Here is a 14508-nt window from a genome sequence, read left to right as displayed (position 1 = left end):
AAACAAGGAGGCAGGAATTTGTACGCGTTTGTTTATGGATCATTACGCAAAAATGAACAAAATCATCATTTCCTCGAAGGAGCTTCACTTATATCCGAACAAGCCTGGACGAGCGGCGAGCTTTATTCAGGATCTTCTTATTACCCCCTCTTAATAAAAAATGAAGCTTCTCTTGCTTATGGGGAATTGTACGAAATTGATGAAGGAATGTTACAACAGTTGGATCGACTGGAAGGATACCGAGAGAAAGATCCAGATTCATTATTTAAACGAGAAACGTCCGCGGTTCATACCCAGCAGAAGAGTTATTCTGCGTACGTTTATTATTATCCCCATCCACCAGAAGGAAAACCAGTTCTTCACCGGGACTGGAAGGTGGAACAATTATTAAAGAAGGAATCTTATTATTATTTCGCTTTCGGATCATGTATGGACCATGAGCGGTTCTATAAAAGTGGTGTGCAGAACTTATTTCAGGAAATTGAAGGTGGAGCAGAGCTGCAAGGATATCACCTGGGCTTTTCTTATCATCGTGCTGATGGTGGGCGAGCAGATATTATCGAGAGAAGCGGAGACTCAGTAGAGGGAGTGGTGTATAAAATTACGGAGAAAGCTCTTGATTATTTATTTCGCCGGGAAGGTGTGTCAAACCATGTCTACAGGCCGGTAGTAGTTGAAGTGACTCTTCATAATGGCCCCGTGGTAGAAGCTCTTTCATTTACCGTTATTCACAAAAAAGAAAGTCTTACTCCTCCCCTCCATTACGCAAGAGAGATCCATCGCGGAGGACGTTTTTATCTAAGTAAGAATTACATGGAACGATTGGAGCAGCGGCTTCAGCATGAGCTCCCTGTGAATGAATTTACAAAATACCTCCAGCAAATGGAATAGAGGTGATCAAGGAATGGTGAAAACAAATTGGAAAACGTACACGGCAAGAGATTTCTCCCATTTACAGTATGTCTCTTTTGAAAAAGACAGACCCAAAAATCGAGCTGTGATTCTAATCCATGGCATTACCGCTGAGTTGAACCACCAGGAAAAATTTGCTGAATCGCTGGAATTAGAAGCCGATGTATTTTTACCAATATTGCGAGGGTACGATCAATTGAACTCTCGCGGGGACCTTTCTTATATGGAGCAGTTTGATGATGATTTATTTGACTTCATCCATTTTGTTAAGAAAAAAGGGTATGATCAAATTTTATTAGTTGGTCACTCGATGGGGTGTGCTAATTTGTTAAGGCTGATTCATAGAAACCCCAAGGCAGCTGATCAATACTTATTTATTTCTCCCTTTTTCCATCCCACTCTTTCGGTTTATCGTAATGATGCTACGGATCAATTTAAACCTTCTACAGATGTGGATTATGTTGTGTATCAGAAAAAGGCAGGAACTCTAATGGTATTGTACAAATTAGGGGTAAAACGCATTTTGAACTGGACTGTTGCTCAAATTCCGGATGAATTCCATCATTCAGGAAGGCTATCGCTCAGCTTCCGCTTAATGATGTCCCGCTTTCTTGAGAAAGTGCCAGCAGACTTATTTCGCGGAATGGAAGACCGAGTACGTACTTATGTAGGAGAGCATGATGAAGTAGTTCATCCGGAGCGTTTAAGCGAATGGTATGAAAATACGTTCGGGATGAACATGACAATTGTTAAGGACACCGATCATAATCATATTCTGCACGATCCCGCCTTTCACAACTCTATTTGGGAGTGGCTTGAGGAATAGAAGTTCGAGGAGAAAAAAGGATGAAACAGATTTATTCAGACGTTATCCAGTTTAAGGGAAGTCATTATGCATTCGGACGTTATCAGGCCGAGCAGCTAAAAGAAAATCCACTGCTTACTAAATATCGTAATCGAAGAACCAAATCCATGCGTAAATACAGGGTCAATCAAAAGGAAGCCAAAGCCTTTTTTATGAAATATTCAAGCGGGCTGTGGGCTGAATTAGAAGGGCTCTCAGCCGGTTTGGGATGGCCCCTGGAGGAGGTTGTTCATGAATTCAGCGGCTGGCAGCAGGACTGGATTCACTCCGGATGCTCCATTATGGCTAAAGAGAACTTCTTTGCTCGTAACTACGATTATCACCCGAAAACCTATGAAGGACGTCTTGTTATATTTCAGCCTTCGGAAGGTCCTGCTTTGATTGGTCCTTCTCAACGGATCATCGGTAGAACAGATGGAATGAATGAATACGGTCTTTGTGTAGGGTATAATTTTGTTAATCGGATTAAACCGGAAGACGGTTTGATCTGTTGTCTTTTAACACGAATATTACTTGAAAATTGTAAGACAACGGATGAAGCGGTTGAGTGGTTAAAGGAGCTTCCCCACCGTCATTCCTTTAATTATGTACTTTATGATCGGAGCAGAAATTCAAGAATTGTAGAGGGTTCGCCCAGGGGGATTCGTGTTCGGCAGGAAAGTGTATGTACGAATCACTTTGAAGTCATTCCTCAGGAAAACCGTCGTCATGTGGAAGAATCCCATACTCGGCTCCGTTCGTTAAGAGAAGGGCATCCTCAACTTTCTACAGGAAGGGAAGCTTTTAAGTACTTGAATGAAACCGGGAATCCGATCTTTTCGAAGCGGTACAGCCATTGGTCAGGCACTATTCATACAGCGTGTTATTACCCTGAGTCTCTATCTATGCTTTTCGGGCTTGGAGGAGATAGCAATCCTGTCAAATTTAGTCTGGGCGATTGGATGAAAGGGAACAGGTCACCGATTAAACAAGTTCTCGGACAGTTAGATACTAAAGAACCACTTCCTTATATCGACGGATGAATTTTTTTGGATGATCTTGTGAATCATACTCAATCGAAGTAATATCATGATACACTATACTCAAAAAGGGGAAAATGGCATGACAGCAACGAGAGAGACCGTTACACAATTACAGAATCTCTATCAATACTTAAAAACAGAAGATCCTGCTCAGAGTGAAAAGGTTCTGGATGTAATCGATAAATTAATGCATGAAAAAGTGATGGTCGGGTTTGGAGGGCATTTTTCCGCTGGTAAATCCACGTTAATTAATCATTTGCTGGATAAACAAATGCTGCCTTCGAGTCCCATACCAACCAGCGCCAATATTGTGGAAATTAAGGCTGGCGAACCTTATACCATGACTTATTTCCATCATGATCTTCCGGAAAAGTATGAAGGGGAAACGGATTTTGAAACTATACAGGCCTTGTGTAAGAATGGAAGTGATATATCGAGGGTTGTAATCAGCCGTCCTGACTGCGGTCTGCCTGAGCATGTCACCGTATTGGATACACCGGGAGTAGATTCGACGAATGATGCGGATCGTTTAATTACAGAATCCTCGCTGCATCTGATGGATGTTCTGTATTATGTAATGGATTATAACCATGTTCAATCCGAAGTCAATGTGAAGTTTTTAATGGAGATGCAAGAACGCGGAACACCATTCTCTGTCGTCATTAATCAAATCGATAAACACAACGAAGCGGAACTGTCATTTGAAGACTTTAAACAGAGTGTCGAACATTCGTTCTCCACCCGTGGAATTAAGCCTGAAGCCATTTATTATATCTCTCTAAAGGACTTTTCTTATGATAAGAATGAGTATGAATCATTAAAAGCAGCGTTTACCCAGTTGTATTCGTCTTCTTATTCTCGGGTTCAGGAGCAGGCTCTAAAGGCTGCAGAAACCATAATCGAGGAAAGCGTACATAATCGATCGGATGGATTTTTTGAGCGGGAACAGGAGTTAAAAGATCGTAAAGAGCAATTAGATAAAGGAATGAGTGAGAGCCATCTTACCCAGGAAGATCGAAGAGATACTGAACAGGTCATTTCAGATGCTGCGGATCTTTTTAAACGGCGTGTATCTTCATTCATTCCGAACGCTTACCTCATGCCGAGTTCATTACGGGACGAAGCAGAAAAATTTCTTGAATCCAGACAGAGAGGCTTCAAAGTAGGCGTATTATTCACCAAAAAAAAGACAGAAGAAGTTAAAGAAGAAAGAGAATCCGCTTTTTATGATCAGGTCCTCGAGAGCATTGAAAAAAATTTAAAGTGGCCGCTTAAAGAACGTCTTTTGGAAGTTTCGGAAGAGCTTTCGATAACCGATGAAGAGCTTCTGAATGAAATCCAGCGGTTTAACTTTATTTATGAGAAGGCTAAACTGCAGGATATGATAGAACCAGGTGCTTCTGTCACCGGTCACTATATTCTTCGATATACGGATCAGTTGTCCAATGATATCAAGAAAGAGATGCGTCAGTTCGTGAATCAGTGGTGGAATCAAATCGAAAGCCACATAAGAAATGAAAAGAAAAAGGAGTATCAAAAAAATAAGTCTGTTTTCCAGGCTATGGAAGAAAAAGATCAGATTGAAGAAGAACTGGAACAGATGGAGGAAGATCTTGCTTCCTACCGAAAGAATTTGTACAAGAGCCTTGAAAATGAGACGCTTCCTTCCATGGTTAAGGATTTGATTAAGACCGACCTTGAGGAGCGGGAAAAACGCGTTCAGCATAAACAGATTACAAGTGAACTGTTGACAAAGACTGTAGAAGGTAACTTTGAAGAAAATCAGATTCCGGATTCCTCACTCACAGAGGGACCTGCCTCTATTGATTCCACACTGAAAAGAGTAACCAAGGCTCTATCGATTGTAGAGGATGTTGAAGGAATTGACGGGTTATTTAATCAGCTTCGGGATAAGCAGGATCGACTGCGTAACAGACATTATACGGTAGCATTATTTGGCGCCTTTAGTGCAGGAAAATCATCCTTCGCTAATGCTCTTCTAGGAGATACTCTGTTACCAGCCTCTCCCAATCCGACTACGGCGACCATCAATAAAATATCGCCTTCCAGCGATGAACATCCTCATGGCTCGATTCAGGCGATTATAAAGAAAGAAGAAGAACTGTTAGATGATTTAGAACCGATTTTTACAAAGTTGGAATTACGTAGTGAAACACTTTCCGGTTACGTAAGACAATTGGAAACTGTACAGGATTGGAGCCGCCTGGAACACAAATCCGCTTCATTTTTAGAGGCTTTTTTAAGTGGATATAAATTGATGAAAGATTATTTAGGTCAGTCCATTTCCATTCCGTGGGATGAATTTTCTATGTACGTAGCTGAAGAATCTAAATCGTGTTTTATTGAATCTGTAGAAATCTTTTACGATTGCCCTTTCACGGAGGCAGGAATTACTCTGGTGGATACGCCGGGAGCGGATTCAGTGAACGCCAGACACACCGATGTATCGTTTGAATATATCAAGGATGCGGATGCTGTCCTTTTTGTCACATACTATAACCACCCATTCTCCAAAGCAGATCAATCTTTCCTTACGCAATTAGGACGCGTCAAAGATAGTTTCGCTATGGATAAGATGTTCTTTATTATAAATGCGGTGGATCTGGCCTCTTCAGAAGAGGAAGTAAAGCATGTAGAAAAATATGTAGCCGATCAGCTGGGAAGCTTCGATATTCGGAAGCCACGTCTTTTTTCACTATCCAGTCTGATGGGTTTACGAGAAAAACAGGGGGAGCTAGGCCAATCCTCCGGTATTAATGCGTTTGAAGCTCAGTTTAATCAGTTTCTGCATGGGGAGCTTGCTGAGGTTTTAATTCAGTCTATGGAGCGGAACCTAAATGAATTAAAAGAAACACTCGCCACGTTTATTGAGAATAATCAACTCAACGAAGAAGAGCGGAAGCAGTTCCTGAAGAAAGCAAAAGCTCAACAAGAGGAAGCTCTTGATGTAATAAAAGACTTCGACCGCATGAAAGAAAAAGAAGCACTAAAGAATAAAATAGACAAACAGCTCTATTATGTCCATCACCGAATGATGCTAAATTTTACGGATTATTTTAAGCGTCATTTTAATCCGGCCACCATTAATGGAAAAGATCAAACTATTCAGAATGAACTTAGAGAAGCACGGAATGAATTGGTTCAGGAAATAGAATTTGAGATGAATCAGGAGTTCAAAGCGGTTGGTGTTAGAATTGAGCGTCTTCTTGAAGGTTTGATTGACCAAATACAACAGGAAACTGAAGCGGAGTTGAAAAAAGTAAGAAATCACCTTAGATTGGAACGCCGGGAATGGATATCGATTCCTTTGCCTGCATTCCATGGAGAGCTTGTGATCGATGAGCGGCAATCCTCATCAATATTGAAAATGTTCAAAAGTCCACGTGCTTTTTTTGAGCTCAATGAGAAAGAGGATATGAAAGATGAATTCGCTGACCTTATCTCTCCCATCTTAAAAAATCAGCTCGACGAAGCGAATAAAATTATGAAGGACTACTATGAACAGCAATGGCAACATCTGCTGGAAGATCATGTAGATGAGTGGCGTCATCAAATTGATGCTACCTTCAACAGCCTGATTCATAGTGTAGAGCACCCGGCCGATATTGGTCCTCTAGAGAAAAAGTTTGACCAGATAAAAAACCTGGTCTAACCTTCACAAATTGTTCATAAGCTAGATCAAGTGAAAAGATATCGCTGTGTAAGAACTTCTTCCTCCTTCTTACACAGCGAATCTTTGAAAATCACATCTCTGTAAAGGGTCTGAACTTATTTCAGGTCCTTTTTGTATGCAGAGAATAACAATCACCTATGCGGTGTAATGAAATTACTATCATGAAGTCTCTAGGTTAAGCATATTTATAAGGACAAAGGAGGTCGAAGAGTATGTATTCGTATTATTCCTACTCACCTTACAGGTCAGCTTATACTTCCCAGACTGCTAAGGTAACTTTTAGGAGCAGTCCGCTTGCTCCTGATTTAAAAGGAGCCATGTATTTTTACGAAATGCCATATGGTGTGGAGGTATTTGTGCAAGTCGAAGGTTTGCCTGAATTTCAGACATTAAAGGATGGAACACAGGTGGGCCCTCATGGATTTCACATTCATGAAAAAGGAATTTGTGAATTAGGAGAAGGAAAAGATCCATTTGCTTCGGCCGGAGGGCATTGGAACCCAGATCAACAACCACATGGAAACCATGCAGGTGACTTCCCGGTGTTGTTTTCTAATCAAGGAAGGGCTCGAATGATTTTCTTTACAGACCGGTTTCGGGTCAAGGATATTATCGGAAAATCGGTCATCATCCATCAGCAGCCGGATGACTATCGGTCTCAGCCTAGCGGGAATGCCGGAAAGAGGATTGCCTGTGGAATCATAGAAAAATCGTGAAAAAGTGGAATAAATTTTATCAGAAATGGATATACTTAACTGTATAGGATGTTAAGAAGCACTACTTGACTTAACCGGTGAGTCATAGTATTATATTCTATATAAGAGATATCGCTTACCAATTAATAAGAATCACCTATTATAAAGAGTGATCAAGCATTATTGGTACTTTTTATAATATGTGATTTTTTCAGTATGGTAAGCACATATTAATTTTAGAAATATTGGAGGATCCATTCCTATGAAAACAGGTACAGTGAAGTGGTTTAACGCGGAAAAAGGTTTTGGTTTTATTGAGGTTGAAGGAGAAGACGATGTATTCGTACACTTCAGCGCGATCAACGAAGAAGGCTTTAAGTCTCTAGAAGAAGGTCAATCTGTGGAATTCGAAATCACAGAAGGTAACCGCGGACCACAAGCTGCAAACGTAACTAAATTATAATTTAAAAAATAGAAAGAGACTGGCTTCAGAGTCAGTCTCTTTTACATAATTTATGTCTAGAGGAGGCTTCAAACATGGCTTTCGGTAAAAAGAATCAGGCAGAAATTAAAGAAGAAGAAACTAAAATTTGGGTTTGCACATCTGACGACTGTAACTGTTGGATGAGGGATAACTTCAGAACAAATGAAGAAAATCTTTGCCCTAAATGCGGCAATCCGATGAAACAGGAAAATAAAGTCCTGCAGGTAGTGGAGAACAATAGTTTGTATTATAAAAATTAAGATAGCGAAGCGGCCGCCTTTCGAGCGGCCGTTTTTTTGTTTATAATTAAGCAGGAAGCGGGAAAAGAGATCACAAGTATTAATGGGAGGGGTGCTATATGGATCCGCAGCTGGAACATATATTATCAACCAAGAAAAAACTCAGAAAAAACACACTGGGCACGATACTTGAGCAATTCGACGGAAGTATTATGAAGTTATCCCAGTCCAGCCGCAAGAAGAAATATCAGAAAATGAGAGAAGATTCCTACAGCTTTTTTAGAGGCAGTGCTTATTTATTCTTCTTTGATGTTACTGAATTCCCCTTTACTTTTCACACTCCAAAAGATAAACCCACGTGGATTATGGGAGACATGCACTTTGACAACTTTAGTGCCTTCCTCAATGAAAACCATGACATTGTTTTCGATGTTGATGATTTTGACGAAGGATATTTAGGTTCTTATTTATACGATATTCTTCGAATGGTTGTCAGTATCCGCCTTATGTCTGAAAAGCAGGAATTTTCAGATAAAGAGGAAGATGAATTTGTTGATCAGTATTTAAAAGCGTACCGTAAGCAGCTAAAAGCATTTCAAGAAGGAGACGAAGATCCACAATCCCTTCAATTTACTTCCGAGAACACAAAAGGTCCAATTAAGAAAACCTTGAAAAAAATTGAAGAAAGACATGCTTCTCACGAACTTGATAAACAAACCGTAGTCGATCATAACTCCATCCGTTCATTTGATATTGGAAAAGACAAACTTTCATCCGTCTCGAAGCAGGAAAGGGATAAACTGGAATCCGCATGGAAAGAATATCTGTCTTCTTTAAATCCAGAAACGAAAAAAAAGGATTCATTCTACAGTATTAAAGATGTTGTAAAGAAGAACGGTTCAGGTATTGGATCAACAGGTCTTAAACGATATTACATCCTGATAGAAGGACAAGAGGGTGAAGTGCACCACGATGATATCATTTTAGAAGCCAAAGAGGCTCGCTCCCCGATTCCAGCTTATTTCTTCCCTTATGACGAACAATTTTGGGAAGATAATAAACATCAGGGAAGAAGAGTTGCACACACTCAGCACGCCATGCACCATCAGGCAGACCCATATTTAGGGTACTTCCGAATGGATGGACATGATTTCTATGTGCGTGAAAGGTCACCTTTCTCCAAGGACTTAAGAGAAAAGAATCTGGATGACTATAAGAAATTTACACAGACAATCAAAACCATGGCTCAAATTAGTGCCAAAATCCACGCGCGCGCAGATGCAGATATCGAGAATGGTATTATGGATTATCATAGCGAAAAGGCTATCCTTAAAGCGATAGGCTCTGATCAGAAATTGTTTCGCCATCAATTAGGTCTGTGGTCCAGATATTATAAAGAAACAGTGGAGAATGATTTTGAGCTATTTAAAGAATGGCTGATTGAACAAGATTATTTTAAATCATAAGTGAAACCTGTTATATCTTTCGGATGAATGTTATAATGTCTTAATGTTATACATTCGAATACTGGAGGATTTTTAATGTTAAATGTAAATAATGTTAGTCTTCGTTTCGGCGATCAAAAGTTATTTGAAGACGTGAATATAAAGTTTACCCCAGGAAATTGTTATGGACTAATCGGTGCTAATGGTGCAGGAAAGTCGACTTTCCTTAACATTCTAAGTGGAGAGCTCGAGCCACAGACTGGGGAAGTTTCTCTAAAGAATAATCAGCGTCTGTCTGTTTTAAAGCAAAACCATTTTGAGTATGATGAGTATCAAGTTCTGGAAACAGTAATCATGGGTAATACTCGTTTGTACGAAGTAATGAAAGAAAAAGATGCCATTTATATGAAAGGTGATTTCACTGAAGAGGATGGTATGCGAGCAGCTGAACTTGAAGGTGAATTTGCCGAGATGAATGGATGGGAAGCGGAATCAGATGCCGCTCGTCTCCTAACAGGTCTTGGTATTAAAGAGGATCTCCAGGAGAAAAAGATGAGTGAACTTGCAGGTTCTGAAAAAGTAAAAGTTCTGCTTGCTCAAGCTCTATTTGGCAATCCAGATGTTCTATTGTTGGATGAGCCTACCAACCACCTAGATATTAAAGCAATTCAATGGTTAGAAGACTTTTTAATTGATTTCGAAAACACGGTCATTGTAGTTTCTCACGATCGTCACTTTTTGAATAATGTGTGTACCCATATAGCTGACCTTGACTATGGCAAGATTCAAGTTTATGTCGGGAACTACGACTTCTGGTATGAATCAAGTCAGCTTGCCACAAAAATGGCTGAGGAACAAAACAAGAAAAAAGAAGAGAAAATCAAAGATTTGAAAGAGTTTATAGCCAGGTTTAGCGCAAATGCTTCCAAGTCCAAACAAGCTACATCACGTAAAAAACTGTTGGAAAAAATCACGCTGGATGATATTCAGCCTTCATCACGTAAGTATCCTTACATTGCTTTTACAGCTGAACGTGAAATAGGCAACGATCTATTAACAGTAGAGAATTTATCTAAAACAATTGATGGTGTTAAAGTGTTGAATAATATCAGCTTTACACTTAATAAAGATGATAAAGTGGCATTAGTCGGAGCTAATGAAACTGCAAAGACTACTCTCTTTCAAATTCTTATGGGTGAAATAGAGCCGGATGAAGGAACGTATAAGTGGGGAGTCACTACTTCACAGAGTTATTTCCCTAAAGATAACTCGAAGTTCTTTGAACGCTCTGACTTGAATTTGGTGGAATGGCTTCGTCAATATTCTCCTGAAGATGAAACAGAAACGTTCTTAAGAAGTTTCCTTGGGCGTATGCTGTTCTCCGGAGAAGAAGCTTTGAAGAAAGCTAATGTGCTTTCCGGTGGAGAAAAGGTTCGCTGCATGCTCTCTAAGATGATGCTCTCTAAAGCCAATGTGTTACTATTAGATGAACCTACCAACCACTTAGATCTCGAATCCATTACTTCTTTAAACAAAGGGTTAATTCGCTTTAAGGGATCTGTCATCTTTGCTTCCCATGACCACGAGTTTATTCAAACGATTGCGAATCGAATTATTGAAATCACTCCAAATGGTATCGTTGATAAAGAAATGAGTTATGATGAGTATTTAAATGATCCAGCGGTTCAAAAGCAAGTAGCAGCATTAGCTGAATAGAATAAAGCCTGCCCTCATGGGCAGGCTTTTTTTCTTGGGATAAGAGAGGGACTAGAACTATACAACAAATTTGGGAGTGAATAGAAAATATCTCTTGCCATTGATTAGGAAAAGCTGAATTTGTCGTAATTTCACTGGTATACATTTATAATGCAGAGGTTTGTAATCTATATGAAATATGGATGTTACCTTTGAAATCAAACTGTTAGGTGTTTGTTCTTAAAATATAAATAAATTCTGATAGTCTTGTAGTTAGTGAAATAAACACTTCGTGATTTTTGGAATTAATTAGAGGAGGCATTAACTACATGAAAAAGAAAATTTTCTCAGTAGCAGCTACGGTAGCATTAACAGGTGCATTCGCAACTTCTGTGAGTGCTGAAGAATATACGATTGATAAAGGTGACACGCTTTGGGGCATTTCAAAAAAATATGATGTATCCGTAAGTCAACTAAAATCATGGAACGACTTGAATTCAAATTTAATTTACCCTAATCAACAGCTTACGGTATCAAAAGAGTCGCGTTCTTCTTCAGAAGAAAGCACTAACGACGCTACCTATACGGTTAAGTCCGGTGATACCCTATATAAAATCTCTAACAAGTATGGAATTAGCGTAGATGATCTTATGGATTGGAACAATCTTGATTCCACTCTAATCTACCCAGGAGATAAGTTTAAAGTAAATGGACAAGCTTCTTCTGAACCTGAAGTTTCAGCCAGTTCATCCAACAATGATGATTCATCAAGTAATGAATCAGCTTCTGAATCTAAATCAGAAGAATCTAGTGATTCAAGCAGTGACGTAGTGAAAGAATTTACGGCAGAAGCTACAGCGTACACTGCATTCTGTACTGGTTGCAGTGGTGTGACTGCTACAGGTGTGGACCTCCGTGCAAATCCTGATCAAAAAGTTATTGCAGTGGATCCTGATGTAATTCCACTAGGCTCTAAAGTATATGTAGAAGGCTACGGTGAAGCTATTGCAGCAGATACTGGCGGAGCTATCAATGGTAACCGCATTGATGTCTTTATCCCAGAGCGCGAAGATGCTCTTGATTTCGGCAGAAAGTCTGTGCAAGTTAAAATCCTAAGTGAATAATAACAGCATTCTCCCCCTAAGAAATTGCTATTATTCTATACTCAAGCCCATTTCTGTTCATGACAGAGATGGGCTTTTATATATTTATATAGCGTCATATAGCCTATAAGTGAAGGTGAGAGGGGATAGCATACAGGAACAACATCGGTGATCACAATGGGCTACCTCCGTTACAATCGTCAATTATTTAAAAGATCCGTCTAAGGTTTTAACAGAACCTTTCTTGTAAAAGAGAGTTTTTTAAAAGCTGTCCAAACAGCTCATCTTTAAGTAAATACATATGAAGAAATGGTAAACCAACTCCTGCATAGAAATTTACAGTATCCTACTTCACGAAATTATAGAAAGGAATGGTTCCTATAACTCTTGTAAAGGAAAGAGGCTATCCACTGAGAACGAGATGCTCTCCCTTAAAATAACGAGCATAAAAACCCCTCTTCAAGTAACCTGCAACAATGGGAAGTGGTGGATAGTTCCCAACTTAATTGATAGACTTGTTAAGAATCATTCATTGGAAGGAGTGTTGAATATGAAAGCAATAGTACATGAACAAATAGTTGGGATCGAAGGGTTAACAGTAAAAGAAATGGAAGACCCGAACCTAGGGGAAAAGGAAGTGAAAGTAAAGGTACATACAGCCGGATTGAACAGGCGTGATTTGGCTGTCATTACTAAGCGACACCAGCCAGAAGATCCTGCGTTAATTCCAGGTTCAGATGCCGCAGGTACAGTTATGGACGTTGGGGAAAAAGTAAGCAGATTTCAGGTTGGTGATGAAGTTGTAGTTAACCCGGGATTAGGCTGGAAGAGAAACAGTTCCGCCCCTCCGGAAGGATTTGAAATCGTAGGCCTTCCCGATCACGGAACGTTTGCGCAGTTTTATACTAGTGATGAAAATCACTTCGAGACTAAACCTTCACATTTAAGCTTTGAAGAAGCTGGAGTTTTATCTCTTGCTGCTTTAACAGCTTATCGAGCTTTATTTACTCGAGGTAATTTGCAGAAAGACCAAACGGTTATGCTTCCTGGAATCGGCAGTGGTGTACTGACATTTGTCTTAAAATACGCAAAAGCTATAGGAGCACGGGTTATCGTTACTTCTCGTTCTGAAGATAAGCTTCAACAGGCGCTAGCATTGGGTGCAGATCGAGCCATTCAAACAGAAGACGACTGGAATGAAGCACTTCATAATGAGTCTATCGATTTATTAATTGAAAGTATCGGGAAGGCTACATTCGATAAATCACTGAATATTATACGAAAAGGAGGAACGATCGTAACATTTGGGGCTACGACAGAAGATCAAATTCAACTAGATATTCGAAAGTTTTTCTACGGACAGTATAACTTGCTTGGCTCTACTATGGGCAGTGCAGAAGAGCTAAAAGAGATGCTTCAATTTATTGAAAAACACAACATAAAACCTCAGCTCGATCGTGTATTTTCATTAGATGAGTACAAAAACGCTTTTGAATACTTAAGAGATACGAAAAACTTTGGAAAAATTGGAATTTCATTCAATTTAGATTAGGTGGTTGTAACACAATCACATATTCTCTCTTCAAACTTAGTAGCAACTCCGAAATGATAAATAAAAAACCAAAATAACCGAACGAATGTGCGTAATAGTAGACAAACCGTCCACTCTTTATTGTAAAATGGAGGAAGAAGCCTATACCTAAGGAGTGGATAAGGATGTCTCATAAAAATAATCCCAAGCGATTCGCCTTAAACATGAGTGCCGCTCAATTTACAAAGTTTTATATTATGCATTTACTTCAAATCCATCAACCAATGATTAGCGAACATTTTAAGACAGAATTTAAACAATTAACAAAGAACTGGATACCTGCACCTTCTACGTTACTGGATACTCTTCACGAGATGACGGAAGAAGGTCTTCTATACAGACGCGAAGATTATAAGTCTCACGATAAGAAAAGACAAAAAGTGTACTGGTATTACCTTACTGATAAAGGGAAAGAAGAATTTGATGTATTAAAGAAACGGTACAAACTCTTATTTGAGGAGCAGTTACAAATCTTACAGCAAATCATGAAAGATGTATATAAGTAAATTTTTACGTAACTGCCGGTTTATTTGAAAGGAAGATCATCATGAAGCTCAGTGTTTTAGATCAGAGTCCTATTTCTAAAGGGGAAATGGCAAATGAAGCCCTCCAGCATTCGATTGAACTCGCAAGGTTTACAGAGGAGTTAGGCTACTATCGCTATTGGGTTGCTGAGCATCATAGTACAAATGGTCTGGCGAGTTCTTCACCTGAGATTCTCATCAGTCAAATCGCTCAAGCTACTAATACTATTCGTGTAGGG

Annotated in this window: 13 protein-coding genes; all 13 read left to right on the top strand. The window is 39.5% G+C overall.

Features of this window, described 5'->3' with window-relative positions; translation table 11 throughout:
- Nucleotides 1-18: 18 nt before the first annotated feature.
- Nucleotides 19-891: a gamma-glutamylcyclotransferase gene (locus WAM07_RS12460; RefSeq protein WP_422167296.1), complete on the top strand. Its 873-nt coding sequence runs from the start codon at nt 19-21 to the stop codon at nt 889-891.
- A gap of 13 nt (nt 892-904) precedes the next feature.
- Nucleotides 905-1738, top strand: coding sequence for an alpha/beta hydrolase (locus WAM07_RS12455; protein ID WP_422167295.1), 834 nt, complete (start codon nt 905-907; stop codon nt 1736-1738).
- Nucleotides 1739-1758: 20 nt separating this feature from the next.
- Nucleotides 1759-2799 carry a C45 family autoproteolytic acyltransferase/hydolase gene (locus WAM07_RS12450; RefSeq protein ID WP_422167293.1) on the top strand — a complete coding sequence of 347 codons (1041 nt, stop codon included), beginning with the start codon at nt 1759-1761 and terminating at the stop codon, nt 2797-2799.
- Nucleotides 2800-2878: 79 nt separating this feature from the next.
- A complete protein-coding gene (locus WAM07_RS12445) occupies nt 2879-6472 on the top strand; it encodes a dynamin family protein (protein ID WP_422167291.1) in 3594 nt (1197 codons plus the stop codon).
- A 233-nt stretch (nt 6473-6705) separates the two neighbouring features.
- Nucleotides 6706-7209 carry a superoxide dismutase family protein gene (locus WAM07_RS12440; protein WP_422167289.1) on the top strand — a complete coding sequence of 168 codons (504 nt, stop codon included), beginning with the start codon at nt 6706-6708 and terminating at the stop codon, nt 7207-7209.
- 241 nt (nt 7210-7450) lie between these two features.
- Nucleotides 7451-7651 carry a cold-shock protein gene (locus WAM07_RS12435; protein WP_014643429.1) on the top strand — a complete coding sequence of 67 codons (201 nt, stop codon included), beginning with the start codon at nt 7451-7453 and terminating at the stop codon, nt 7649-7651.
- A gap of 74 nt (nt 7652-7725) precedes the next feature.
- Nucleotides 7726-7932: a cold-shock protein gene (locus WAM07_RS12430; protein WP_014643428.1), complete on the top strand. Its 207-nt coding sequence runs from the start codon at nt 7726-7728 to the stop codon at nt 7930-7932.
- Nucleotides 7933-8030: 98 nt separating this feature from the next.
- Nucleotides 8031-9377, top strand: a complete 1347-nt coding sequence (locus WAM07_RS12425; protein ID WP_422167287.1) for a DUF2252 domain-containing protein — start codon at nt 8031-8033, stop codon at nt 9375-9377.
- Nucleotides 9378-9452: 75 nt separating this feature from the next.
- Nucleotides 9453-11072 (top strand): ABC-F family ATP-binding cassette domain-containing protein, encoded by a 1620-nt coding sequence (locus WAM07_RS12420; RefSeq protein ID WP_422167285.1) that lies wholly within the window; start codon nt 9453-9455, stop codon nt 11070-11072.
- A 308-nt stretch (nt 11073-11380) separates the two neighbouring features.
- Nucleotides 11381-12175, top strand: a complete 795-nt coding sequence (locus WAM07_RS12415) for a LysM peptidoglycan-binding domain-containing protein (protein ID WP_422167283.1) — start codon at nt 11381-11383, stop codon at nt 12173-12175.
- 529 nt (nt 12176-12704) lie between these two features.
- Nucleotides 12705-13706, top strand: a complete 1002-nt coding sequence (locus WAM07_RS12410) for a zinc-dependent alcohol dehydrogenase family protein (RefSeq protein ID WP_422167282.1) — start codon at nt 12705-12707, stop codon at nt 13704-13706.
- Between the two features lie 164 nt (nt 13707-13870).
- Nucleotides 13871-14251 carry a helix-turn-helix transcriptional regulator gene (locus WAM07_RS12405; RefSeq protein WP_224892515.1) on the top strand — a complete coding sequence of 127 codons (381 nt, stop codon included), beginning with the start codon at nt 13871-13873 and terminating at the stop codon, nt 14249-14251.
- A 41-nt stretch (nt 14252-14292) separates the two neighbouring features.
- Nucleotides 14293-14508: LLM class flavin-dependent oxidoreductase (locus WAM07_RS12400; protein WP_422167280.1), on the top strand; the 216-nt coding region annotated here is incomplete at its 3' end.

It is taken from the genome of Halobacillus sp. (assembly GCF_049282395.1).
Lineage (GTDB): Bacteria > Bacillota > Bacilli > Bacillales > Halobacillaceae > Halobacillus.
The sequence above is the reverse complement of the archived record's forward strand: the minus strand, read 5'-3'. Positions and strand labels throughout refer to the sequence as shown.

Bases quoted from the DNA above. Each gene is read 5' to 3' on its own strand.
- WAM07_RS12455 (WP_422167295.1), top strand. From the start codon at position 905: ATGGTGAAAACAAATTGGAAAACGTACACGGCAAGAGATTTCTCCCAT.
- WAM07_RS12450 (WP_422167293.1), top strand. From the start codon at position 1,759: ATGAAACAGATTTATTCAGACGTTATCCAGTTTAAGGGAAGTCATTAT.
- WAM07_RS12445 (WP_422167291.1), top strand. From the start codon at position 2,879: ATGACAGCAACGAGAGAGACCGTTACACAATTACAGAATCTCTATCAA.
- WAM07_RS12440 (WP_422167289.1), top strand. From the start codon at position 6,706: ATGTATTCGTATTATTCCTACTCACCTTACAGGTCAGCTTATACTTCC.
- WAM07_RS12435 (WP_014643429.1), top strand. From the start codon at position 7,451: ATGAAAACAGGTACAGTGAAGTGGTTTAACGCGGAAAAAGGTTTTGGT.
- WAM07_RS12430 (WP_014643428.1), top strand. From the start codon at position 7,726: ATGGCTTTCGGTAAAAAGAATCAGGCAGAAATTAAAGAAGAAGAAACT.
- WAM07_RS12425 (WP_422167287.1), top strand. From the start codon at position 8,031: ATGGATCCGCAGCTGGAACATATATTATCAACCAAGAAAAAACTCAGA.
- WAM07_RS12420 (WP_422167285.1), top strand. From the start codon at position 9,453: ATGTTAAATGTAAATAATGTTAGTCTTCGTTTCGGCGATCAAAAGTTA.
- WAM07_RS12415 (WP_422167283.1), top strand. From the start codon at position 11,381: ATGAAAAAGAAAATTTTCTCAGTAGCAGCTACGGTAGCATTAACAGGT.
- WAM07_RS12410 (WP_422167282.1), top strand. From the start codon at position 12,705: ATGAAAGCAATAGTACATGAACAAATAGTTGGGATCGAAGGGTTAACA.
- WAM07_RS12405 (WP_224892515.1), top strand. From the start codon at position 13,871: ATGTCTCATAAAAATAATCCCAAGCGATTCGCCTTAAACATGAGTGCC.